The sequence below is a fragment of the Gluconacetobacter azotocaptans genome (genome assembly GCF_014174355.1).
Lineage (GTDB): Bacteria > Pseudomonadota > Alphaproteobacteria > Acetobacterales > Acetobacteraceae > Gluconacetobacter > Gluconacetobacter azotocaptans.
In genome coordinates this window covers 438,744-461,791 of sequence record NZ_JABEQF010000001.1, presented here as the reverse complement: position 1 = coordinate 461,791, position 23,048 = coordinate 438,744, and the positions used below count along the sequence as shown (strand labels likewise).

The following is a 23,048-nucleotide window of genomic DNA, read 5'->3' as shown; positions in this document are numbered from 1 at the left end:
CGCCCGCCCGATGCCGGGGGTGTGCCTAGCCCGGCCGACGCAATCAGGCTAGGCTGGCGCGACTTGAAATTACAGGATGGCAGGTTCATGACTTCCTCATCATCCCATGACCGCCTGCTGGACCGTCTGGGCGAAGTCGCGGTCCGGATCGGGCTGAACATTGCGCCAGGTCAGCAGTTGCTGATCACCGCGCCGCTCGACGCGGTGCCGCTGGTACGCCGGATCACCGAACATGCCTATCGGGCCGGCGCATCACTGGTCACGCCGTTCTTTTCGGACGACCAGATGACGCTGGCGCGCTTCCACCACGCGCCGGATGCCGCCTTCGACGTGGCGGCGGGCTGGCTGCAGGACGGCATGGCCAACGCCTATCGCAACGGCGCCGCGCGAATGGCCATCACAGGCGGCAACCCCGTACTGCTGAGCAACGAGGACCCGGACCGCGTCGCCCGTGCCAACAAGGCCAGTTCGCTGGCCGGGCGCCCGGCCATGGAACTGATCACCAGTTTCGCCGTCAACTGGAACATCGTCGCCTGCGCGACGCCGGACTGGGCCGCGCAGGTCTTCCCCGACGATGCGCCGGACGTGGCCCTTGCCCGCCTGTGGGACGCGATCTTCCTGGCGTCGCGCGTGACGGTGGACGATCCGGTGGCGGCATGGGCCGACCATAACGCCACGCTGCATCGCCGGGCCGACTGGCTGAACGAACGCCGGTTCGCCGCCCTGCATTTCACCGGTCCCGGCACCGACCTGACGGTGGGCCTGGCCGACGGCCATGCCTGGGCCGGCGGATCGGAACCCGCGCGCAACGGCATCGTGTGCAACCCCAACATCCCGACCGAGGAAGTCTTCACCACGCCGCACGCCCAGCGCGTCGAAGGCCATGTGCGCGCGACCAAGCCGCTGTTCCACCAGGGGACGCTGATCGACGGCATCGCGGTACGCTTCGAAGGGGGCCGGATCGTAGAGACTCATGCCGCTCGGGGCCTTCCGGTGCTGGAGCGCATCCTGGCGACCGACGAGGGGGCGAGCAGGCTGGGCGAAGTGGCGCTGGTGCCCCATTCCTCGCCGATCTCGCAAAGCGGAATCCTGTTCCGCAACACGCTGTTCGACGAAAACGCCTCCAGCCACATTGCGCTGGGCCAGGCCTATACCAAATGCATGCTGGATACCGACGGCCAGACGCCCGAACAGATCGTGGCCCGCGGCGCCAACAGCAGCTTCATCCATATCGACTGGATGATCGGTTCGGCCGAAATCGACGTCGATGCCATCACGCAGGATGGCAGTCGCGAACCCCTGATGAGACATGGTGAATGGGCCAACCCGGTATGAAAACACGCACGTCCCTCATGGCGATGGCCCTGGCCGCCGCCGTACTGCCGGCCATGCCGGCCCTGGCGCAGCAGCAGGCCGCCCCGCCCGCGGGCGTGGATCAGGCGACATTCCAGCGCGACATGCAGGAAGCGGCGCGCTATCCACTGCCCGCCGATTTCCTGCCCCGCATGACCGCCACCATCCAGGCCATCCAGGCCGCCGGGATCGCGCCGCCCAACACGCCGAACCTGTCGCTGGCGCAGACGATCGATCGCACCGCGTCCATCCCGGGTCTGGCGCCGATCCTGGCCGCCCACGGCTTCACCCCGCGCGATTTCGTAATGGGCATCACGGCCTTCGGCCTGACCGAGGCGCTGATCCAGCAGCCCCCGCCGCCGGGCGTGCAGGCGCCGCAGCCGAATCCGGCAAACGTGGCGCTGATCCGCAACTATCCGCAGGATGCCCAGACCCTGGCGCAGGCCATGGCCGGGCCGGGTGGCGGCCAGCAATAGCCTGATCGGGAGACAGGCAAGGGCCTTGCCCTTGACCCACCAAAGGGCATAGCCCTTTGGAAACCCAGGCATTCAGTGCCTATGGGGCGGGAGCAGCAGCCCGTCCAGGGTTCGGGCGATCACCCGGGCCTCGTCATACCGGTCCAGGGCGCGTGTGCGCCCGGCCGCCCCCATCCGGGCGCGCAATGCCCCGTCGCGGACCAGGCGCGTCAGCGACCGGGCCAGTGGAGCGGCCTCGCCGGCCGGCACCAGCAGGCCGGTTCGCCCGTTGACCACCTGCTCCCGGGGGCCGCTGATATCGGTTGCCACCACCGGCAGGCCGGACAGCATCGCCTCGATCACCGACATCGGCAGCCCTTCGAAATGGCTGGGCAGGGTGAAGATATCCGCCGCCGCCAGCAGGGCGGGAATGTCCCCGCGATATCCCAGGCAGCGCAGGCGCCCGCCCAACACGCGCCGCGCCTCGGCAAAGCATGCATCCAGTGCCTGGCCATGGTCCGAGGCCAGACGTTCGCCCACCACCCACAGCATCGCACCGGGCACCTGGGCCATCGCCGCCAGCAATTCCGGATACCCCTTGTGCCGGACCAGCCGCGACACGACGATGATGACCACCGCGTCGTCAGGAACGCCGAGTTCGGCCCGGATGCGCGTGCGCGCCTGCGCGTCCGGATGGAACACGGCGGGGTCCCGCCCATTGCCCACCGCCGTGGCGGCCGGATGGATATGCAGGCGCCGCGCGTCGTCGGCTTCCTGGGACGACACGGTAAAATACCGGTCGGTGATCCGCCCCGCGCACCATTCCAGCACCAGCGAGACGCCCCGCCGCAGGCGCGACCCCGGCTGATTGAACAGAAAGCCGTGGCAGGTGTAGGCCACGCACGGCACGCCGCACAGCCGCGCCGCCAGCCGGGCCAGCAGGCCGCTGATCGGCATGTGGGCGTGCACGATGTCGGGCCGTTCCCGCCGGATCAGCCGGATCAGCGCGACCAGCGCCCGCCCCTGCGCCAGCGGCGAGAACGACCGCGCCATCGGCAGCGCCTCCACCCGAAATCCCTCGGCGCGGACATCGGCCAGCAAGGCCCCGTCCGCGCACCCCCCGATGACCTCATGCCCACGCGCGCGCAGGCCGCGCATCAGGGGCAACAGAAAATGCCGCAATGAGAAATCGACGTTCGTGATTTCGAGAATTTTCATCGTCTTCGCAGCGGGGCGCTCTTGCTCGGCAGCTTCCCTCAAAACCCGTTTCTTAGCCATCGGTCCGCATCAGGGCCCACCGCACGACCTGCCGCGTCCGTCCCCCGGCCTCGGCCGGGGCCGCAGGCGCTTCCGGCGTCGATGGCGCGGGCGCTTCGGCTACCATCTGTTCTGGAGAGGCCGAAGCCTCCGGCCCGGCGGCGCTTTCGGCCTCGGGCGAGTCTTCGGTTGTCCCGGCCGCTGGTTCCGTTTCCGGCCCCATCTGGGCGCCTTCAACCGGTCCGTCCTCTGCCTTGGCGCCGGGCCGGACCCTGACCACGATCTGCCTGGTCCGCTCCGGCGCCGTGCCGCTGAAATAGACGCTTTCCTCGACGGCGACAGTGCCGCCATCGGCGCGGAACCTCCAGGTCCATCCGCCGACATCCAGCACGACCACCTGGGCATCGGCATCCAGTTCGGCCTCGACCGACGGATGCAGGTGGAATCGCAGGACGAAGGACTGAAGGCGCTCGCCCTCCACCACTTCCTCGCCACGCAGATTCTCGCCGCCGTCGCCCAGATAGAGCCGCCGCCGCCACGACGCCCCGAACGGCGCATGATATCCGTCATGCGCCAGGTCCAGCCAATGGGCCCCATCCTGGGCGAATTGTTCGACCGTCACATGCGCAGGACGTCGCTGGATTCCACCCTGCGGGGCGAAATCGGACGATGAGCTGTCTTCCAGCACCAGCAGCGAATGGGCGGCGCTCTCGCGCAGGGCGCGCCGCCATTCCGGCAGTTCGCCGGCCCCGCAATTCACGATCAGCCGCTGCCGCGCGACCGAGAACTCGAAGGACAGGGTGCCGGCATGGGCCTCGGCGTCGAATCCCGGCGGCGGCGGCGCTGCGGCATCGACCAGCAGCAGCGACCGGCCGACCTGAAGGCGGATGAACCCGCCATCGGGCATCGCGGTCGCCACCACCCGTGCCCGCGTCGCCTGCGACAGCACCATCTCGATCATCGCCACGCTGCCCGCGTGGCTGCCGTTGAACAGGGCCAGGCCGCCATCGCCATGGCGCAGGGCCCGCAGGACCGGACTCATCCGGTCAAGGGCCAGCGCCAGGGAATCCGGCAGGGCGATCTGCGCCGCCTGCAGCATCGCCCGCATTTCGGCCAGTTCGCGCAGCGCCAGGAACTGGATTTCGGGGCTGCGCTGGATGTGGCATCCGTCCTGCAGGATCTGGCACGCCAGTTCCCCGTCGATATAGCGCATGAACCGGGTCAGGAAGCCGCTATGGTCCGGCATCGCGACGGCGGCCGCCAGCAGGCCCTTGAAGGCCGTCAACGCCCGCCAATCGTGTGATTCCGGCGGCACCAGGGCGGCAAGCGTCCGGCCTTCGGTCAGCAGGCGCATCATCAGGCGCTGGCGAAAGGCGTCGTCGGCCGATGCGGCGAAGAAATCGTAATGGCCCAGCCAGGACGCCAGCCTGGCCCCCGTCACCGCGCAGTCGCGCACCATCGGGTCGGTCGGCGGATGGGACAGCCAATCATTGACCAGCGCCCGCGCCTGCAACCGCGCTGAGTCGGTACCGACGGCGCGCAGGTCGCGCAGCCAGGTAAACCCATGCAGATAGGCCCGGAAACGCTCGGGATAGGACGGATCCTCCCACCGGCCGGGGCCGATGCGGCGGGTGACGCCGGCATGCGTCAGGCTGCCCTTCACCAGGCGCGCGCCCGACGCGGGGTCGCCCGGCCACAAGTCGCGAATCGCGTGCACCGGGGCGGGCGGCACCCGGCCCAGCCCCGCCAGGGAGGGCAGGCGCGCCAGTGAAAGGCGCGCATCCTGGCTCCATCGTCGCAGGACCATCAGGCCCCTCTCATCCCATGGCGTCCGGCCACCATCCCGACGGCCGCAAGCCCGGTGCTGGTCATGCGGGCCGTCGGCCCGCCTCGCGCAGGGCGGTGATCGCCCGGCCATAATCCGGCTGGCCATAGACCGACGTGCCGGCCACCAGCATGTCCGCCCCGGCCGCCGTGGCCAGGGCCGCGGTTTCGACATCCACGCCGCCATCGACGCCGATGCGGATATCCCGCCCCGTCGCATCCGCCATGCGCCGCAGGGTACGGATCTTGTCCAACTGGCTGGTCAGGAATTTCTGACCGCCGAAGCCGGGGTTGACGGTCATGACCAGGATCATGTCCACAAGGTCCAGCACCTCGGCTACCGCCTCGGGCGGGGTGGCGGGGCATAGGGCGACGCCCGGCTTGACCCCCAGCGCGCGCACCTGCTGAAGCGAGCGATGGGTGTGCGGCCCGGCCTCGATATGCAGATGGATATGGTCCGCCCCGGCGCGGGCGAACATTTCCAGATACGGGTCGACCGGCGCGATCATCAGATGCACGTCGAACACCAGGCCGGATTGCGGCCGCAGTGCCTTGATCAGTTGCGGCCCGAAGGACAGGTTCGGTACGAAATGGCCGTCCATCACGTCCAGATGCAGCCAGTCCGCGCCCGCACGTTCGACGGCGATCACTTCCTCGGCCATGCGGGAGAAATCGGCGGACAGCACGCTGGGCGCGACGAGGGGAGGAAAATGAGCAGGCATGAGCGCAGTGTAACAGGAAATCACGGCCCCCATGCAAGCGGTTGCATGCGCGCAGCACGGCACCGCCCGATCACGTTATCCTAGGCGGCGGCGGAACCGCGCGGCGAAGAACCCGTCCATGCCGCCCTGCGCCGCCCACAGCCCGGGATGGGTCCGCAGCCAGCCCTCGGGCGTCAGAGCCTCGGGCAGGTCCGCCAGTTCCTCGGGCGTGAAGGGGTCGGGCTCCAGCCCCATCGCGATGGCGGCGCGGGCACGCTCGGGTCCTTCTTCGGGCTGAAGCGAGCACACGGCATAAACCAGCCGGCCGCCGGGGCGCAGCATGTCACGCGCGGCGGCCAGCAGGCGGTCCTGCCCCGCCGTCAGGGCGGTCAGGTCGCGCGGGCGCTTGATCCACAGTACGTCGGGGTGCCGGCGCGCCGTGCCCGTCGCCGAACAGGGCGCATCCAGCAGCACCGCGTCCAGCGGGGCGCCCGGCCGCCACTCGGTCGCGTCCCCCTGCACCGTCGTCACACGCTCGGCCAGTCCCAGCCGGGCCAGATTGTCGCGCAGCCGCGCCATGCGCGCGGGCTCCCGCTCCACCGCCGTGACGTCGGCCCCGGCCAGCGCCAGTTGCGCCGTCTTGCCGCCCGGCGCGGCGCACAGGTCGGCGACCTGCTCGCCGGGGCGCACGGCCAGCAGGCGCGCCGGCAGGGCGGCCGCGGCGTCCTGCACCCAGAACGCCCCGTCGGCATAGCCCGGCAGGTCGGCGACACGGGTTCCGGCCGGCAGGCGCACGCTGCCCGTGGGCAGGATGACCCAATCGGGCGGGCAGGTCGCGCCGGGTCGCAACGTCAGGTCCAGCGGGGCTTCGCGCCCCAGGGCCTCGGCCACCGGGCGGGCCAGGTCGCCCCACGAACTCCACAGCCAGGGGGGCACGTCCAGCCGGGCCTGGTCCAGGCCCTCCAGCGCGCCGGCGCCCGCCTGCGCCACACGGCGCAGCACCGCGTTCACCAGGCCCGCGAACGGTGTCAGGCCCTGCCGGCGCGCCAGGGAGACGGCCGTGCCGACCGCCGCGTGCGCCGGGGTATCCAGCAGCAGAAGCTGCGCCACGCCGATCAGCAGTACGACGCGCACCGGCGCGGGGGGCTCCTTCTTCAGGAAGGGTTCCAGCACCATGCCGGCTGTGCCCATGTGCCGCAGCACGGTGGCCGCCAGCCGGTGGGCCGCCGCGCGGTCGCGCGCATCCGCGTCCCGCGCCGCCGGCGAGTGCTCCAGGCTGGTTTCCAGCATCCGCCGGTGCGCGATGACGCCCAGGACGATGTCGAAGGCGATATCGCGCGTCGGGTCGGCGTCCGCCACGCGCGGCCTGTTCCTTGGTCCCTGGCTCATGATCCTGCGGCCCCGCCTTCCCAGTCCCTGATTACGGTTCGAAGCGTGCGCTGATGGCATGACACAGCGGGCGCCGCCAGCCCCTCGCCCCGAAAACCGCGCGAAAGAACCGTCGGCCCCCTTGACCGGTGGCCCCGCCGGACCAACCGTAACGCCCATGACCGCGCTTCCGCCCGACCCCGCCGCCCTCGCCCCGCACATGCAGGCGTCCAGCGCGCATGCTTCCCCCGACGACACGGCCGTGGCCGAAGCGCTGGCGGCGATCAAAGCGCGGATCGCCGCCGCCGCGCAGCGGGCGGGACGCGACGCAGCCGGGGTGACGCTGGTCGCGGTCTCGAAATTCCATCCGCAGGCCAGCGTCATCGCCGCACTGCGGGCAGGCCAGATGGTGTTCGGCGAGAACCGCGTGCAGGAAGCCATGGCGAAATTCCCGCCCCTGCGCGCCCAATGGCCGAAAATGCGGCTGCACGTCATCGGCGGCCTGCAGACCAACAAGGCGCTGGACGCGGTGCGGATCGCGGACATGATCGAAAGCCTGGACCGCCCGGCGCTGGCCGACGCGATCGCACGCGCCGCCGACCGCGCGGGGCGGCTGCCGGACCTGCTGGTGCAGGTCAATACCGGCGACGAGGCCCAGAAATCCGGCGTGCCGCGCGAGGAAGCCGACGCCTTCATCACGGCCTGCCGCCGGCGGTTCGGTGCTGCGGTGCGCGGGCTGATGTGCATTCCACCGGCCAACCAGGACCCCGCCGCGCATTTCCGCTACCTGGCGGAACTGGGCGGCCGGCATGGTCTGGCCGTGCTGTCGATGGGCATGTCCGCCGATTTCGAGGCGGCGATCGCCGCCGGGGCAACCCATGTCCGCGTCGGCAGCGCGATCTTCGGACACCGGCCCGTGATGGCGAATAGGGGGGTCCCGGCAAGTCACCTTGCCGCCCCCGGATCATAACGCTATGCGAGGACAAGGTCGGCCTGCCCGCCGTTCCCTTTATCTGAACAGCGGAGACGTCCCGACATGACGCCAGCCTCGGGCGATTCCGCCCCCGGACCCTTGCCCGCCAACCCGTCCGGTGTGAGCGCACCCGTGGACGGTGCGCCGGCCGGCAAGGGGCCGAAGGTCACGGAATTCGGCGCCGACCAGCACGAACACGCGGCCAATCCGGTCGGGTTCGCGGCCCTTCTGGTCGTGCTGGGCGTGGTGTTCGGCGACATCGGCACCAGCCCGCTCTATGCTCTGCGCTCGACCGTCATGATCGTCTCGCAGCATCACCAGATCGAACCGTGGGAGGTGATGGGGGTCGAAAGCCTGATCATCTGGTCCCTGATCCTGATCGTCACCATCAAATACGTCCTGCTGATCATGCGCGCCGATCATAACGGCGAGGGCGGCATCATTTCGCTGATGTCGCTGGCGCAGCGCGTGTCCGAAAACACCCGGATGAAGCTGGTGCTGGGCATGGTCGGCATCGCGGGGGCCTGCCTGTTCTTCGGCGACGGGCTGATCACCCCGGCGATTTCGGTCCTGTCCGCCATCGAGGGGCTGGAGGTCAGTTTCCCCGCCGCGCGCGAACTGGTCATTCCCCTGGCGATCGTGGTCCTGATCGGATTGTTCTCGGTGCAGTCCTACGGCACCGGCAAGGTGGGAACCATCTTCGGGCCGGTCATGCTGGTATGGTTCAGCATGCTGGGCATCCTCGGTGCGCTGGAAATCCTGCATCATCCCGGCATCCTGATGGCCATCTCGCCGATCTATGCCATCCGCTTCGTCGTCTTTCACGGCTGGCTGTCGTTCATCGCGCTGGGCTCGGTGGTGCTGTCGGTCACGGGCGCGGAGGCGCTCTATGCGGACATGGGGCATTTCGGCCGGCAGCCGATCCGCTATGCGTGGCTGTTCTGCGTCCTGCCGTGCCTGGCCCTGAACTATCTGGGCCAGGGGGCGCTGATCATCACCACGCCCTCGGCGCTGAACAATCCGTTCTTCCAGCTGGCTCCGCACTGGATGCAGATCCCGATGATCATCCTGTCGACGCTGGCGACGGTGATCGCCAGCCAGGCGGGGATATCGGGCGGGTTTTCCCTGTGCCGGCAGCTGATCCAGCTGGGCTACCTGCCCCGCATGCGCATCACCCACACCAACAAGAACGAGGAAGGACAGATCTTCCTGCCGGACTTCAACCGGTTCCTGATGGTCGGCGCATTGCTGCTGGTCGTCTCGTTCCGCAGTTCGGACGCCCTGGCCTCGGCCTACGGCATCGCGGTGACGGGCACGTTCATGTGCACCTGCGTGCTGGCGATGGTGGCGTTCCGCAGGCTCTATCACTGGTCGCGCCCCGCCGCCGTCGTGACGTTCGGCGGCTTCTTCGTCATGGACAGCGTCTTTTTCGCGTCCAATGCGCTGAAGATCCCGCAGGGCGGCTGGGTGCCGGTCCTGCTGGGCATCACGCTGACGCTGATGATGACGACGTGGAAACGCGGCCGCGGCCTGATCATGAGCCGGCAGAAGCTGGACAGCCTGCCGGTCAACTCGTTCCTCGCCCGGCTGCCGCAATCGCGCACCATCCGCGTACCCGGCACCGCCGTGTTCATGACCGCAACGCCCGAATTCGTGCCCACCTGCCTGCTTCACAACCTGAAGCACAACAAGGTGCTGCACGAGCACGTGCTGTTCGTGACCGTCCAGACCCTGGACCAGCCCGAAGCCGCGCGCGGCCATCGCGTCGCATTGCAGGAACTGGCCCCGGACATCTATCGCGTGATCCTGCGCTACGGCTTCATGGAGACGCCCAACCTGCCCCGCGCGCTGGAAGACCTGAAGGCCAACGGCATCGACTTCGACGTGCTGCAGGCGTCCTATTTCACCAGCCGGGAACTGCTGGTCCGGTCCTCGGTGCCGAAGATGTCGCGCTGGCGGATGTCGCTGTTCCTGCTGATGGCGCGCAACGCCACCCCGGCCACCGAATTCTTCCGTATCCCGCCGGACCGTGTCGTGGAACTGGGCGTGCGGCTTGCCATCTGATACCCCCCTGTCGGCCGGGGCCGAGCCCCTGGCGCTGTATGTGCACTGGCCGTTCTGCCTGGCCAAATGCCCGTACTGCGATTTCAACAGCCACGTCCGCGAAACCATCCCGCAGGCCCGCTTCGCCACCGCCCTGCGGCGCGAACTGGCACACGAGGCCGCGCGCCTGAACGCACAGGGCGGGCGGCGCCGGCTGGGGTCGATCTTCTTCGGCGGGGGTACGCCCTCGCTGATGGCGCCCGACACCGTCGCGGCCCTGATCGCGGATGCACAGGCCCTGTTCGACGTGGCGCCGGACCTGGAAATCACCCTGGAGGCCAACCCCACCAGCGTCGAGGCCCAGCGTTTGCGCGCCTTTCGCGACGCGGGGGTCAACCGGATCTCGCTGGGAATCCAGAGCCTGGACGAGGCTGCGCTGCGCCTGCTGGGGCGCGAGCATTCGGCGGCGCAGGCCGTCGCCGCGCTGGACCTGGCGCGCACCCTGTTCGACCGGATTTCCTTCGACCTGATCTATGCCCGCCCCGGCCAATCCCTGACCGAGTGGCGGTCCGAACTGGACCAGGCGCTTTCGCTGGTCTCGGACCACCTGTCGCTGTACCAGCTGACGATCGAACCCGGCACCCGCTTCGAGGGATTGCACCGCCAGGGCCTGCTGGCCCTGCCCGACGAGGACGACGCCGCCCGCCTGTACGAGGAAACCGCCACCGTGGCCGCCCGGCACGGACTGCTGGGCTATGAGGTCTCGAACTACGCGCGACCGGGGGCCGAGAGCCGCCATAACCTGACCTACTGGCGCTATGGCGACTACCTGGGCATCGGCCCCGGCGCGCATGGCCGCATGACGCTGGAGGGCGGCCTGCACGCCACCCGGCGCCATCGCGCGCCCGAACCATGGGCCGAGCGGGTGGAACGCGACGGCACCGGCCTGATGCAGGACGAAACCCTGTCCCCCCGCGACCGCGCGCGCGAAATGCTACTGATGGGCCTGCGCCTGACCGAAGGAATCGACGAAGGCCGTTTCGCCCGGCGCACCGGACTCGCGATGGCCGACGCCCTCGATCCCACCATTCTGGAAGCGGCGACGGAAGAAGGCTATCTTCGCCGCGACGACACGCCGGACGGGACGATCCTGCGCGCCACGCCGTCGGGCCGCCTCCGCCTGGAGGCACTTCTGGCGGCGCTGGTCCTGTAAGGCGCCCGCCCGACAACCCACCGCCTCACAGGGACCCGCATGACCTCCTTCCCCTCCCGCGCCCGCTATCGTTCCGTTCCCGACATGCTGCGACGGGGGGCGGCGGCGCTGCTGGCCGCCGGCCTGCTGGCCACGGCGGCGCCGTCGCCGGCGCGCGCCGGCGAACCGCAACTGGTGATCGAGGACAATGATTTCCTCGGGCCGGGCGGCTCGGACCAGCAATCCGTCATTCCGCTGCTGTTCGATCCGGCGGTGAAGGTCCTGGGCTTCACGATCGCCAGCGGCGACGCCTGGGAAAATCAGGAATCCGCCCATCTGCGCCGGTTCCTGGAGATCATCGGCCGAACCGATGTTCCCGTGGCCGACGGCGCGGTCTATCCGCTGATCAACAGCGTGCCGATGATGCGCCTGCGCGAACAGCAGTTCGGCATCATCCCGTGGAAGGGCGCCTGGGGCGGAATCGGGTCGATCGACGGCACGCCGTCGGTCCAGCCCCCGCTGCCCCATCTGAAGGAAGGCGACCCGACGCTACGGCCGGTCGATGAAAGCGCCGCCCTGTTCCTGATCCGCCAGGTGCATGCCCACCCGCACGCGGTCACCATCGTCTCGGCCGGGCCGATGACCAACCTGGCGCTGGCGATCCGCCTCGACCCGACCTTCGCCGCCACCGCCCGGCAGCTGGTGTTCATGGGCGGGCTGCTGGACACCAGCATGAAATCGGTGACCGGGAACGCCGATTTCGCGTCCGACTTCAACATGATATTCGACCCCGAGGCTGCGCACATCACGCTGACCGCGCCGTGGGCGGCGATCACGGTCGTCGGCAACGTGTCGAACGACCTGATGATGACGCGCGACTATCTGAAGCAGATCATGCGGAAGAAGACGCCGATGACCGATTATATCGGCGCCTATTACGACCCGCTGCCGATGTGGGATGAAATGGCCACCGCGATCGCCGCCGACCCCACCCTGATCACCGCGTCGGTCGAGGCCTATATGGATATCGACATCTCGAAGGGGCCGAATTACGGCCATGCCTATGTCTGGCCCGACCAGACGGCCCCCAAGGCAATGGGCGTGCGCAAGGTCCGGATCGTGCAATCCATCGATTCGCGGCGATTCCTCGACACGTTCCTCCGGCAGGCCCAGAGTGACGTGCCCGTGCACGCCGCACCCGCCCACCACTGAGGACACGTCCCGTCATCATGCTCCATCTGGTCAAGCTCGCAGTCGGGATTTCGTCCCTCGACGACCTGGCCCATCGGCAGCGGACGATGATGGATGGCGCCGGTGACGGGCTGGACGGCACGCGCGCCGACGGGCGCCCCTGGCTGCGCACCCGGATGTTCCCCCGCCGGGCCGAGGAGATTCTGGCCGGCGGGTCGCTCTACCGCGTCATCGGCGGGATGATCCTGTGCCGCCAGCGCGTCGTGGACATCCGCCCCGACGTGCGCGAGGACGGGGCGGCCTGCGCCCTGGTGGTGCTGGATCCGCAGATCGTCTCCGTCGCGCCGCGACCGATGCGGCCGTTCCAGGGCTGGCGCTACCTGTCCCCCGCCGACGCGCCCCCCGATTTCAGCGGCCCGACGGACGCGGGCGGCACGCTGCCCGAGGCCCTGCGGCGGGAGCTGGCCGGGCTGTGCCTGATCTGACCGCCCCCGTGCGCGGGATGGCGATCCGCCTGTCGCTGCTGTGCGCCGCCGCGTCGCTGGTGGCCTGCAGCGGCGGGCCGGCGTCGCGCTATTCCCGCTATTACGCCCGCAACGGGGCCTATCGCGCGCCCGGTCCGGCCGAGGACCCGTGGCGACCCTACATTCTCGATGCATCGTCGCGCTTCTCGGTTCCGCAGCCGTGGATCCGGGCGGTCATCCAGCAGGAATCGGGCGGGCACGAATATCTGGATGGCCAGCCCATCACCTCGTCCGCCGGGGCGATGGGCCTGATGCAGCTGATGCCGCAGACCTATGCCGACATGCAGGCGCAGAACGCGCTTGGCCCCGACCCGTATGAACCGCACGACAATATCCTGGCGGGGACTGCGTATCTGCGCCAGATGTACGACCGGTACGGTGCGCCGGGCTTTCTTGCGGCCTACAACGCGGGGCCGCAGCGGCTGGACGATTATCTGCAGACCGGGCGCGCGCTGCCGAATGAAACAATCAACTACCTGGCGTCGGTGACCCCCAATCTGGGCAACGACGTCGCCCTGAGCGGCCCGCTGGCCGCCTATGGCGGCGCCACGCAGATGGTATCGGCCACCCCGACCCCGCTGCCGGTCGTCATGGCGTCCGCCGTCCGCCCCGCCGCCCCCGCCTTGCCGGTGGTCGTCACCCCGACCATGGCCAACCCGACCGGCGGCCAGCCCGTGCAGTACGCGGCCTACGTCCCGCGCGCGCCGGCCGGTCGCGCCGCGCGGTGCGCGCAGGACCCCGACGCGGCATACGATCCCGACGCACCGTGCCCGCCGGCGTCCACCCTGCCCGAGACGCTTCCGCCGCCCAGCCCGTCCCTGCCCCAGGTCCTCGCCCCGCCTGCCGCGTCCGTGCCGCGTGTCCTGCCCGCCGTGATCCGCGTGCCCGCCGCGCCGCACGCGCTGCCGCCGGACGGCGTAAATTACGGCCAATGGGCGGTGCAGGTAGGCGCCTTCACGTCCGAAGGGCAGGCCCGCTTCGCCACCACCATGGCCCGTCAGGCGGCGTTCACGGCCCTGAACGGCGCGCGCAGCGTCGTGCAACCCGTCCCGTCGATCGGCCACGCCCTCTATCGCGCACGCCTGTCCGGACTGGCGCGCGCCAGCGCAGCGTCGGCCTGTGCCACGCTGCGCCAGCAGGGGCTGGCGTGCATGGTCATTCGTCCCGGACAGTAGACTCCGCCGCCGGACCCGGCGGCAGGGCGCCGGGCACGTGCATTTCCGGCAGATGCAAGGCCACGTGCCGCACCAGATTGGCCGAATGCGCGCCGAGCGAGACGGTATAATCGCCCGCCGGCACCACCCATTCCAGCGCCGGCGCATTCCATTGACCCAGCAGATGCGCGTCGATGCCCATCGACAGATGCGCGCCCTGCCCCGGCGCCAGTTGCACTGTCCGCCAGCCTACCAGCCGCTTGGGCGCATCCCCGACGCCGGCCGGCAGGTCCAGATAGATCTGCGGCACGTCCCGGCCCGCGCCGCTGCCGGCGTTCGCGACCCCGAACGACACCACCAGGCGCGTCCCGTCCCGGGTGACCCGCAAGTCGGAATAGGTGAAGCGCGCCCGTTCCGACAGCCCGTATCCAAAGGGAAAAAGCGGGGCGACATGGGCGCGGTCGAACGCCTTGTAGCCGCCCCGCCCGACATCGGCCGGTGCGCGTCCGCCCGTGAAGGTGGCCGGCAGCCGTCCGGCGAAATCCTTCTGTCCGGTCAGAAGCGCGGCCAGGGCCGGGGCACCGCCTCCCCGCCACGACCAGGCCTGCACGACCCCGTCGACCAGATCCAGCCACGGCATCGGCCGGTCCGGATCGTCGGACAGCAGGACCACCACCACATGGCCGCCATTGCCGGCCAGGGCGGCGATCAGCCGGTCGTCCTGCCGCCCGTCGGAAAAGACCAGCACGCAATCCGCTTTCGCCGCGTCGGCGGGCACGCCCCCGTCACCCGGCGAATCGGCCGCCAGGCGCACGACCTGCCCCGTGCGCCGCATCGCCTCGGCCACGGCCCCCGCGGCGTCATGCGTGCCGCCTGTTCCGACCACCAGGACCGGCTCGGCCTGTGTCCCGGCCAGCGGCAGGACGTCGTTCTCGTTCTGCAACAGGACCGCGCCCTCGGCCATTTCCTCGTCCAGCAGCGGGTCGCGCGCGGAGGAAAGGCCCGCCGCCGCCTGGGGGGTGACATAGGGCGCCGGCCGGTCGATCACGCCCGATTCGTCAAAAGTCCGCAGGATCCGTTCCGCCATCGTGTCCAGCCGCGACCACGGCATGGCCCCGCTCCGCAGCGCCTGGCGCAGCGGCACGGCGTACAGCCCGTCCGCCCCCGATGGCGACGCCTCCAGATCCACCCCGTCGGCGATGCTCGCCAGCAGGAACGGCAGGCGCGACGTTCCGTCGCCATCGGCCTCGCGGTCCGCGACCTCGGTGACCATGCCACCGAATCTCCAGCCCTCGCGGATCGTACGCCCCATCCTGTCCGTGTCGCCGCAGGGGCGGGCGGCGGCGACGGTGGTGCGGCACAGAATCCCCCCGCCATGGGCCTGCCCGATCGCCAGATAGAGGCCCAGCATCCGGTCGCCGGGCAGCACGGACGGCCCGGCCCTTCCGGCATCGTCGCCCCCGAACAGCGGCAGCACATGTCCGGACATCAGGCCGGCGGCCATCGCCCCCATCACGCTGCCCGCCAGCAGCGGATCCTCGCCGTCGCGCGTACGGCCCACGCCCACCGGGCCGACGCCGCCCACTGGAACGGCGGCCTGCCCGGCCGCCCGCGCCGATCGGGCGGAGGCCAGCCCCACCCGATGCGCCAGTCCCAAATCCCAGCTTGCCATCAGCGCCAGCGGCGATGGGGCGCCCTGGGCACCCTCCAGCGCAATGCGTACCGCCGGCAGGCCGACGCGGGGTATGCCCGGCAGGGTGACGACGGTCGCCTGGCCCGCCTGCGGGCGCGACAGGCGGGCCTGCACAAGGTCCAGTTTCTCGGCCGGCGTCAGGCGCGCCAGCAGGACGGCCAGCTTGGCCGGCCGCTCGACGCCCCCGGCCCGGATGACGCCCCCGCCGCCGACCAGGCCCGCGGCGACGGCCGCCACCGCTACCCGACTCATGCGACCCCGCCACTGTCCGCTCCGCCGCCTCGCACCCGTCATCCGCATGACCCTCGTCCTGCTTTCATCCGTCGGAGGGATGCGACATCCGCCCTCGGTCTCCGCCCTGCATCGCCGGACCCGCACGATTTCGCAACACTCCATGTGTCAACGCGCATGTGGCGAAAACGTCGCTGCGCACGCGGTTCGATCCGACGCCGCATGAACACTCTTTTCAAGCGGAACGGAACAGGGAAGAAGAACATCCGAATCGCTTACGCGCGATGCCCCCTTTTCGGAATCCGTCATCGTGCCCCTGCCCCTCCTCGCGCTTGCGCTGGCGTCCTTCGGAATCGGGACGACCGAGTTCGTCATCATGGGTCTTCTGCCGCAGCTATCGGCCAGCCTGCACGTTTCGATTCCCGCCGCCGGGCAGCTCGTCTCGGGCTATGCGCTGGGGGTGACGGTCGGCGCGCCGATCGTGGCCGTCGCCACCGCGCCATTGCGGCGCAAGACGGCCCTGCTGGTCCTGATGGCCATGTTCATCGTCGGCAATTTCTTCTGCGCCATCGCGCCGGGATACGCCCTGCTGATGGCGGCCCGGGTCATGACCGCCTTCTGCCACGGCGCGTTCTTCGGCACCGCCGCCATCGTGGCCGCCAACCTGGTCCCGCGCGAGAAACGGGCGCAGGCGCTGTCGCTGGTCTTCGCGGGCCTGACGCTGGCCAACGTGTTCGGCGTGCCCTTCGGCACGGCGCTGGGCCTGTGGGCGGGATGGCGCGCGACCTTCTGGGCGGTGTGCGCCATCGGGGTGGTGGCGCTGCTGGCGATCGCGGCGCTGCTGCCCCGCGACAACGCGCATCCACCCACCCGCGTCCTGGCGGAACTGCGCGTGCTGCGGCGGCCGCAGGTGCTGCTGACCATGGTGATCTCTACCGTCTGTTCGGCCAGCCTGTTCAGCGTGTTCACCTATATCGCCCCGCTGTTGCAGACGCGCGCGAGCCTGTCGCCGCATCTGGTCACCATCGCCCTGCTGCTGTTCGGCGCCGGCATCACCATCGGCAACCTGCTGGGCGGCCGCCTGGCGGACTGGAAGCTGCTGCCGTCGGTGATCATGACGCTGGTCGCCTCGATCGTCGTGCTGCTGGCCTTTACCCTGACCAGCCGGATGGCGATCCCGGCGATGGCGACGCTGTTCCTGTGGGGGGTGATCGTCTTCACCCTGGTCCCGCCGCTGCAATACCGCGTGGTGCAGCAGGCGGCCGAGGCCCCGAACATGGCCTCCACCCTCAACCAGGGGGCCTTCAACCTGGGCAACGCCGTGGGGGCGTGGATCGGCGGCATGGTCGTGCCGACCGCCTGGTCCTATGGCGGGCTGCCGATCGTGGGCGCGGTCCTGGCGCTTGTGGCGCTGCTGCTGACATTATGGGCGCAGCAGGCCGACAGCCGGACTGTTCGCGTCAGGCACGAGGGCCGCGCCTAGCCCGATCGCCCCGCCGGCAAGAGAAAATCGCCGGGCGACTTGGCGGGGATGGCCGGCCGGGATATGAAGACGGCATCTAAACCGGCAGGACCGTGGCGCGATCGTCGGACCGAAGCAGGCGGGACGCGCCACGGCGGCCGGTCCATATACGGGTCCACACCCGAGGGGGCCACAGGGGCATCATGACCGTTCGACCGCCATTCGTCGCCATTCGCCATGCCCTCTCGCCGCGGGGGCCGGTGCGTTCCGCCATGCTGCTCGCCCCGGTTCTGGCCGGGCTGGCGGCCTGTTCGGGGTCGTCGCACCGCGCCGATACCGGGCTGGCCCTGCCCCAGAACCATCTGCTCAACGAGGACCGGTCGGCCAATGGCGGCGACGACCAGCTGGCCAACAACGGCGTCAACGCCTATCTGTGGCGGGGCGCGATCGACACGCTGTCCTTCATGCCCTTCGCCTCGGCCGATGCGGTCGGCGGGGTGATCCTGACCGACTGGTACACGCCGCCCGCGACCAGGAACGAGCGGTTCAAGATCACGGCCTATATCCTGTCGCGCAACCTGCGCTCCGACGCCATCCGCGTCTCGGTCTTCCGCCAGGCCCTGACCGACGGGCAATGGGAGGACACGCCGGTCGCGCCGAACACCGTGTCGGACATCACCTCCAAGATCCTGACCCGCGCGCGGCAGTTGCGCGCCGACGGCGGCCACTGATCCCACCCCATCCCGGCGCGGGTGCGCCGGGATGGGTCACGACCCTGCCGTCAGGACCAGGCGCCCTGACCGCCCTTCCTTTCCTTCGCCTATCAGGGCCATGCGCCCCGGACCGAAATCATGACCGAGACCTCCCCCGCCCCCTATGATTTCCACACCGCCGAGCCGCGCTGGCAGGCGGAATGGGAACGGGCGGGGGTCTTCGACGTGCCCGACGTCCCCCCCGCCGACCGGCCGAAATACTACGTGCTGGAAATGTTTCCCTATCCGTCGGGGCAGCTCCACATGGGTCACGTCCGCAACTACACGCTGGGCGACGTGGTTGCGCGCTACAAGCGCGCGCGCGGCTATTCGGTGCTGCACCCGATGGGGTGGGATGCGTTCGGCCTGCCCGCCGAAAACGCGGCGCGGGAACGCGGCGTGCACCCGCGCACGTGGACGCTGGACAATATCGCCGCCATGCGCGGCACGCTGAAGCGCCTGGGCTTCTCGTTCAACTGGGATCGTGAAATCGCGACCTGCCTGCCGGAGTATTACGGCAAGCAGCAGAAGCTGTTCCTGGACATGCTGCAGGCCGGCCTGGTGGAACGGCGCGAAAGCTGGGTGAACTGGGACCCGGTGGACCACACCGTCCTGGCCAACGAACAGGTCGTCGACGGCTGCGGCTGGCGCTCGGGCGCCCCGATCGAGAAGAAGCAGCTGTCGCAGTGGTTCCTGCGCATCACTAAATTCGCCCCCGACCTGCTGGACGGCCTGTCGCACCTGCCGCGCTGGCCGGACCGGGTGCGCACCATGCAGGAGCGCTGGATCGGCCGGTCGGTCGGCGCGCGCGTGCGCTTCGCGCTGCACAGCCCGCCCGCCGGCTTCGACACCGACCTCGATTCCGTCGAAGTCTTCACCACGCGGCCCGACACGCTGTTCGGCATGGCCTTCATCGCCGTTGCCGCCGACCATCCGCTGGCGGCGCGGGTCGCGCAGACCAACGCCGAGGCCGCGGCCTTCATTGCCGAATGCCGCCGGCTGGGCACGTCCGAGGAAGCGATCGAAACCGCGGAAAAGCGCGGGTTCGACACCGGCCTGCGCGTGTCCCACCCCTTCGCGCCCGACCAGACCTTCCCGGTCTGGATCGCAAATTTCGTGCTGATGGAGTACGGCACGGGGGCCATCTTCGGCTGCCCGTGCGGCGACCAGCGCGACCTCGATTTCGCCAATGCCTACCATCTGCCGTTCCGCCCCGTGGTGCTGCCGCCTGGCGAGGACGCGACAGCTTTCACCATCACCGGCAAGGCGTGGGACGGCGACGGCACGCTGTTCAATTCCGGCTTCCTCGACGGTCTGGATACGGTCCAGGCCAAGGCCGAGGCAATCGCGCGCCTCGAAGGAATGGGCGTCGGCCGGGGCGTCGTGAACTGGCGCCTGCGCGACTGGGGCATTTCGCGCCAGCGCTACTGGGGCTGCCCGATCCCGGTCATCCATTGCGCCTCCTGCGGTGCGGTACCGGTGCCCGACGACCAGTTGCCGGTGGTGCTGCCCGAGGACGTGACGTTCGATCGCCCCGGCAACCCGCTTGAGCATCACCCCAGCTGGAAGCATGTCGCCTGCCCGCGCTGCGGGGCCGATGCCACGCGCGAGACGGACACGTTCGACACGTTCGTCGACAGTTCGTGGTATTTCACGCGCTTCACCGCACCGCATGCCGCGGCCCCGACCGTGCGCGCCGCCGCCGATGGCTGGCTGCCGGTCGACCAGTATATCGGCGGCATCGAACACGCGATCCTGCATCTGCTCTATGCCCGCTTCTTCACCCGCGCGATGCGCGAGACCGGGCATGTCGGCCTGAACGAACCGTTCGACGGCCTGTTCACCCAGGGCATGGTGAACCACGAAAGCTACCGCGACGCCGACGGGCAATGGCTGTACCCTGAGGAAGTGGAACGCCGCGCGGAGGGCGCCGTCCGCCGCGACACCGGCACGCCGGTCACCCTCGGCCGTGTCGAGAAGATGTCCAAATCCAAGCGGAACACCGTCGCCCCGGTCGCGATCATCGAACGGTTCGGCGCCGACACCGCCCGCTGGTTCGTGCTGTCCGACAGCCCGCCGGAGCGCGACATGGAATGGACCGAGGCCGGGGTGGCGGGTGCCGCGCGATACCTGCAACGCCTGTTCCGCACCGTCCGCACGGTCGCCGAGACCGTGCCCGACACGGCGACCTGCCCGGAAACCGTATCCGACGCCGCCGATGCGCTGCGGCGCGCCACCCACCGGGCGATCGTGTCCGTAGGCGACGCGCTGGACGGATTCGCCATCAATGTGGCGGTGGCGCGCCTGCACGAACTGACCTCCGCCCTTGCCGATACCGAACGGCAGTCGGGCCAGGAGGGCATGGATTTCGCCCGCCGCGAGGCCGCGCGGACCCTGTGCCTGCTGACGGCCCCGATGGTGCCGCACCAGGCCGAGGAGATGCTCTCCATCCTCGAGCCCGGCCAGGCGCCGGCCGTTCAGCGCGCGTGGCCCGAGGCCGATCCGGCGCTGCTGGTCGCGCGCCAGGTGACCATCGCGATCCAGATCATGGGCAAGCTGCGCGCCACGATCGAGGCCATCCCGGATGCCCCGGCCGCCGACATTCTGGCCCAGGCCGAGGCCGAACCGAACATCGCGCGCCTGCTGGACGGGCGAAAGATCGTCAAACGCATCCACGTGCCCAACCGCATCGTCAATTTCGTGATCGCAGGCTGACCGGATGACCCTTCCCCGCCAAGCGCGCCGCCGGGGCGCATTCCGGGTCATGGCGGCGGCCCTGCTGCTGGCGCTGGGGGGCTGCGGCTTTCAGCCCCTGTATGGCAGCGGCGGCGGCCAGGCGGCGGACGGCGGCACCATTCCGGACAAGCTGCGACAGGTCTATGTCGCCGGCATCCCGGAACGGTACGGCCAGGAACTGCGCCTGTTCCTGCAACAGGACATGGCCGGGTCCGGCCCCGAAAACCCCACCGGCTACGTCTTGCAGGTCAATTCGTTCGTCATGAACGAAAGCCTGGACATCCATGCGGACAATACCTCCGGCCGCACCCGCGCCACCGGCCACGCGCATTGGGTCCTGCGGACGGTGGCACCCGCGCCGGTCGTCCTGGCCCAGGGCAACGCACAGGTCATGGACGGCGAAAACGAGACCTACGAGCAATATTTCGCCCAGAACCTGAATCAGGCCGTATTGGCCCGCCGGATCGCCAATACGCTGGCCGAGCGGATTACCCAGCAGGTCGCGATCTGGTTCCGCACCCAGGCCCCGCCACCGCAGCAGACGCGTGTGGCCGGACCGCGGCCAAGCTATGTCGATCCCAACGTCATGCCCAATTCCAGCACCGAGATTCAGCAGCAGTCGGTGGGCGAGGACGGCATGCCCGCAATGGCCATCGGGCGCACCAACCCCAACCCGTCGGGCGCGAACGAGAGCCAGCCCGCGAACGGAACGACGGGCAACCAGTGAAGCTCGACGCGCGTTCGGCCGCGCGCATCCTGCGCGACCCGGGGGCCTTGCGCGTCATCCTGCTGCATGGCGACGACACCGGCCTGGTCCGCGAGCGCGCCCGCACGGCAGCCCTGGCCGTGGCGCCCGACCTGGACGACCCCTTTCGGGTCGCCGTCCTGGACCGCGACGCACCGGAGCGGCTGGAGGAAGAGGTTTTCGCCCTGTCGCTGACCGGTGGACGACGCGTCGTCTGGGTCCGTGACGCCACGGATGCCATGACCACCCCGCTGAAGCACTGCCTGGGGCAGGCATCCGACACGCTGGTGATTGTCGAGGCGCCGGGCCTGGCCTCGCGCTCGCGCCTGCGCACGCTGGTCGAGAGCCATGCCGAAACTGCCGCCATCGCGTGCTATCCCGAGGAAGGCCGCGCGCTGGAGGCGTCGATCCGCCAGATGCTGGCGGCCGAGGAGATCCGGATCGACCCGGACGCCCTGTCATGGTTCGCCGGCCTTCTGGGCCCCGACCGCGCCGCCACCCGCGGCGAGGTCGAGAAACTGGCGCTGTATGCCGGTCGCGGTGGACAATTGTCACTGGATGACGTACGCACCTGCATCGGTGACGCCGCCGGGGTGTCACTGGAAGACGCGGCCTTCGCCGCAACGGCCGGCGACCGGGCGGCGGCCGACATGGCGATCGAACGCGCCCTGGCCGAGGGCACCAGCCCCATCGCCATCGCACGATCCCTGCTGTCGCACCTGCACCGCCTGCGCCGGGCGCGCCTCGCGATGGATTCGGGGCAGAGCCGCACCGATGCCATGCGCGCCCTGCGCCCCCCCGTATTCTTCAAGCGCACCGAATCCTTCGGCCAGGCCCTCTCGCTGTGGACCGCCGACCGCCTGATGGACGCCGCCGAACAGACCCAGAGCCTGGAACTGGCCTGCAAGCAGACCGGCGCGCCGGACCTGACATTGTGCCGCCGTCACATCGCCCGCCTGGCGGGTACTGCAATGATGCTGCGGCGGGATCGGTAAGCCAAACCTGAACGACGGACGCTTGCCCCCAGCCCGGCGGTCGTCTACACAGCATCTGTGTGTCCGCGTAGCTCAGCAGGATAGAGCACAGGATTCCTGGTTTCAAAATTGGGCGTCACGGCGGGAAACCTCGTGACGGATCTGCTCAAATTCGGGGAACGCTCGGGCCGCGCGCCGTGCCGATCCCGAGCCAAGCCCGGCCTGGCCGGGAAGGTGTAGAGACTGGACGGGCAGCACCTAACGGCCTTCGGGTCCAAGGTGAAGGGACAGTCCAGACCACGAACGCCATCACCCGATGGCGGCGGCGAAAGCCGAAGTGGGATGAATCCTGGGGCCGTGGGTTCGAATCCCGCCGCGGACACCAACCACCTGTTCCATGATGCTTCATACAGACCATGC

General features: G+C 69.8%; 18 protein-coding genes. 13 read left to right on the top strand and 5 right to left on the bottom strand.

All coding sequences use genetic code 11. The annotated features are described in order from the left end of the window. The first annotated feature begins 87 nt into the window (after positions 1 to 87). Together HLH34_RS02030 and HLH34_RS02025 are read left to right on the top strand one after the other, a co-directional pair. Entirely contained in the window at positions 88 to 1,335 is a 1,248-nt protein-coding gene (locus HLH34_RS02030) for an aminopeptidase (protein WP_183117898.1), read from the top strand. Beyond that, positions 1,332 to 1,829, top strand: coding sequence for a hypothetical protein (locus tag HLH34_RS02025; RefSeq protein ID WP_183117897.1), 498 nt, complete (start codon positions 1,332 to 1,334; stop codon positions 1,827 to 1,829). Before HLH34_RS02030 ends, HLH34_RS02025 begins: the two co-directional genes overlap by 4 nt. A gap of 72 nt (positions 1,830 to 1,901) precedes the next feature. Here HLH34_RS02025 and HLH34_RS02020 read toward each other — a convergent pair whose 3' ends face one another. The 4 genes from HLH34_RS02020 to HLH34_RS02005 form a co-directional block, all read right to left on the bottom strand. Next, complete coding sequence (locus HLH34_RS02020) at positions 1,902 to 3,026, bottom strand: glycosyltransferase family 4 protein (RefSeq protein ID WP_183117896.1); 1,125 nt, start codon at positions 3,024 to 3,026, stop codon at positions 1,902 to 1,904. Positions 3,027 to 3,078: 52 nt separating this feature from the next. Then, positions 3,079 to 4,872 carry a heparinase II/III family protein gene (locus HLH34_RS02015; protein WP_183117895.1) on the bottom strand — a complete coding sequence of 598 codons (1,794 nt, stop codon included), beginning with the start codon at positions 4,870 to 4,872 and terminating at the stop codon, positions 3,079 to 3,081. A 61-nt stretch (positions 4,873 to 4,933) separates the two neighbouring features. After that, on the bottom strand, positions 4,934 to 5,611 hold the full coding sequence (gene rpe / locus HLH34_RS02010; protein ID WP_183117894.1) for a ribulose-phosphate 3-epimerase: 678 nt from the start codon (positions 5,609 to 5,611) through the stop codon (positions 4,934 to 4,936). 75 nt (positions 5,612 to 5,686) lie between these two features. Next, a complete protein-coding gene (locus tag HLH34_RS02005; RefSeq protein WP_183117893.1) occupies positions 5,687 to 6,979 on the bottom strand; it encodes an RsmB/NOP family class I SAM-dependent RNA methyltransferase in 1,293 nt (430 codons plus the stop codon). 199 nt (positions 6,980 to 7,178) lie between these two features. Between HLH34_RS02005 and HLH34_RS02000 the strand changes: the two genes are divergently transcribed. From HLH34_RS02000 to HLH34_RS01975, 6 genes are all read left to right on the top strand, one after another. Next, on the top strand, positions 7,179 to 7,928 hold the full coding sequence (locus HLH34_RS02000) for a YggS family pyridoxal phosphate-dependent enzyme (protein ID WP_240162216.1): 750 nt from the start codon (positions 7,179 to 7,181) through the stop codon (positions 7,926 to 7,928). 66 nt (positions 7,929 to 7,994) lie between these two features. Further along, positions 7,995 to 9,995, top strand: coding sequence for a potassium transporter Kup (locus HLH34_RS01995; protein ID WP_183117891.1), 2,001 nt, complete (start codon positions 7,995 to 7,997; stop codon positions 9,993 to 9,995). Further along, positions 9,985 to 11,187: a radical SAM family heme chaperone HemW gene (gene hemW, locus HLH34_RS01990; RefSeq protein ID WP_240162215.1), complete on the top strand. Its 1,203-nt coding sequence runs from the start codon at positions 9,985 to 9,987 to the stop codon at positions 11,185 to 11,187. Before HLH34_RS01995 ends, hemW begins: the two co-directional genes overlap by 11 nt. A 39-nt stretch (positions 11,188 to 11,226) precedes the next feature. Continuing rightward, on the top strand, positions 11,227 to 12,378 hold the full coding sequence (locus tag HLH34_RS01985; RefSeq protein ID WP_373318644.1) for a nucleoside hydrolase: 1,152 nt from the start codon (positions 11,227 to 11,229) through the stop codon (positions 12,376 to 12,378). Between the two features lie 17 nt (positions 12,379 to 12,395). Further along, positions 12,396 to 12,842 carry a DUF1489 family protein gene (locus tag HLH34_RS01980; protein WP_183117890.1) on the top strand — a complete coding sequence of 149 codons (447 nt, stop codon included), beginning with the start codon at positions 12,396 to 12,398 and terminating at the stop codon, positions 12,840 to 12,842. Next, positions 12,830 to 14,056, top strand: coding sequence for a lytic transglycosylase domain-containing protein (locus tag HLH34_RS01975; protein ID WP_373318645.1), 1,227 nt, complete (start codon positions 12,830 to 12,832; stop codon positions 14,054 to 14,056). Before HLH34_RS01980 ends, HLH34_RS01975 begins: the two co-directional genes overlap by 13 nt. Here the strand turns inward: HLH34_RS01975 and HLH34_RS01970 are convergent. Further along, on the bottom strand, positions 14,037 to 15,980 hold the full coding sequence (locus tag HLH34_RS01970; RefSeq protein WP_244959552.1) for a glycoside hydrolase family 3 C-terminal domain-containing protein: 1,944 nt from the start codon (positions 15,978 to 15,980) through the stop codon (positions 14,037 to 14,039). The two genes, HLH34_RS01975 and HLH34_RS01970, sit on opposite strands and share 20 nt — an antisense overlap. A gap of 289 nt (positions 15,981 to 16,269) precedes the next feature. On the opposite strand from HLH34_RS01970, the gene HLH34_RS01965 reads away from it, so the two are divergent. The 5 genes from HLH34_RS01965 to holA all read left to right on the top strand — a co-directional run bounded on the left by HLH34_RS01965 (position 16,270) and on the right by holA (position 22,649). Further along, entirely contained in the window at positions 16,270 to 17,442 is a 1,173-nt protein-coding gene (locus tag HLH34_RS01965) for an MFS transporter (RefSeq protein WP_183117888.1), read from the top strand. 182 nt (positions 17,443 to 17,624) lie between these two features. After that, positions 17,625 to 18,152, top strand: a complete 528-nt coding sequence (locus HLH34_RS01960; protein WP_183117887.1) for a DUF3576 domain-containing protein — start codon at positions 17,625 to 17,627, stop codon at positions 18,150 to 18,152. Between the two features lie 120 nt (positions 18,153 to 18,272). Further along, positions 18,273 to 20,888: a leucine--tRNA ligase gene (gene leuS / locus HLH34_RS01955; RefSeq protein ID WP_183117886.1), complete on the top strand. Its 2,616-nt coding sequence runs from the start codon at positions 18,273 to 18,275 to the stop codon at positions 20,886 to 20,888. A gap of 4 nt (positions 20,889 to 20,892) precedes the next feature. Further along, positions 20,893 to 21,636: a hypothetical protein gene (locus HLH34_RS01950; protein ID WP_244959551.1), complete on the top strand. Its 744-nt coding sequence runs from the start codon at positions 20,893 to 20,895 to the stop codon at positions 21,634 to 21,636. Beyond that, positions 21,633 to 22,649: a DNA polymerase III subunit delta gene (holA, locus tag HLH34_RS01945; protein WP_183117885.1), complete on the top strand. Its 1,017-nt coding sequence runs from the start codon at positions 21,633 to 21,635 to the stop codon at positions 22,647 to 22,649. The genes HLH34_RS01950 and holA overlap by 4 nt, the downstream gene beginning before the upstream one ends. Positions 22,650 to 23,048 lie beyond the last annotated feature (399 nt).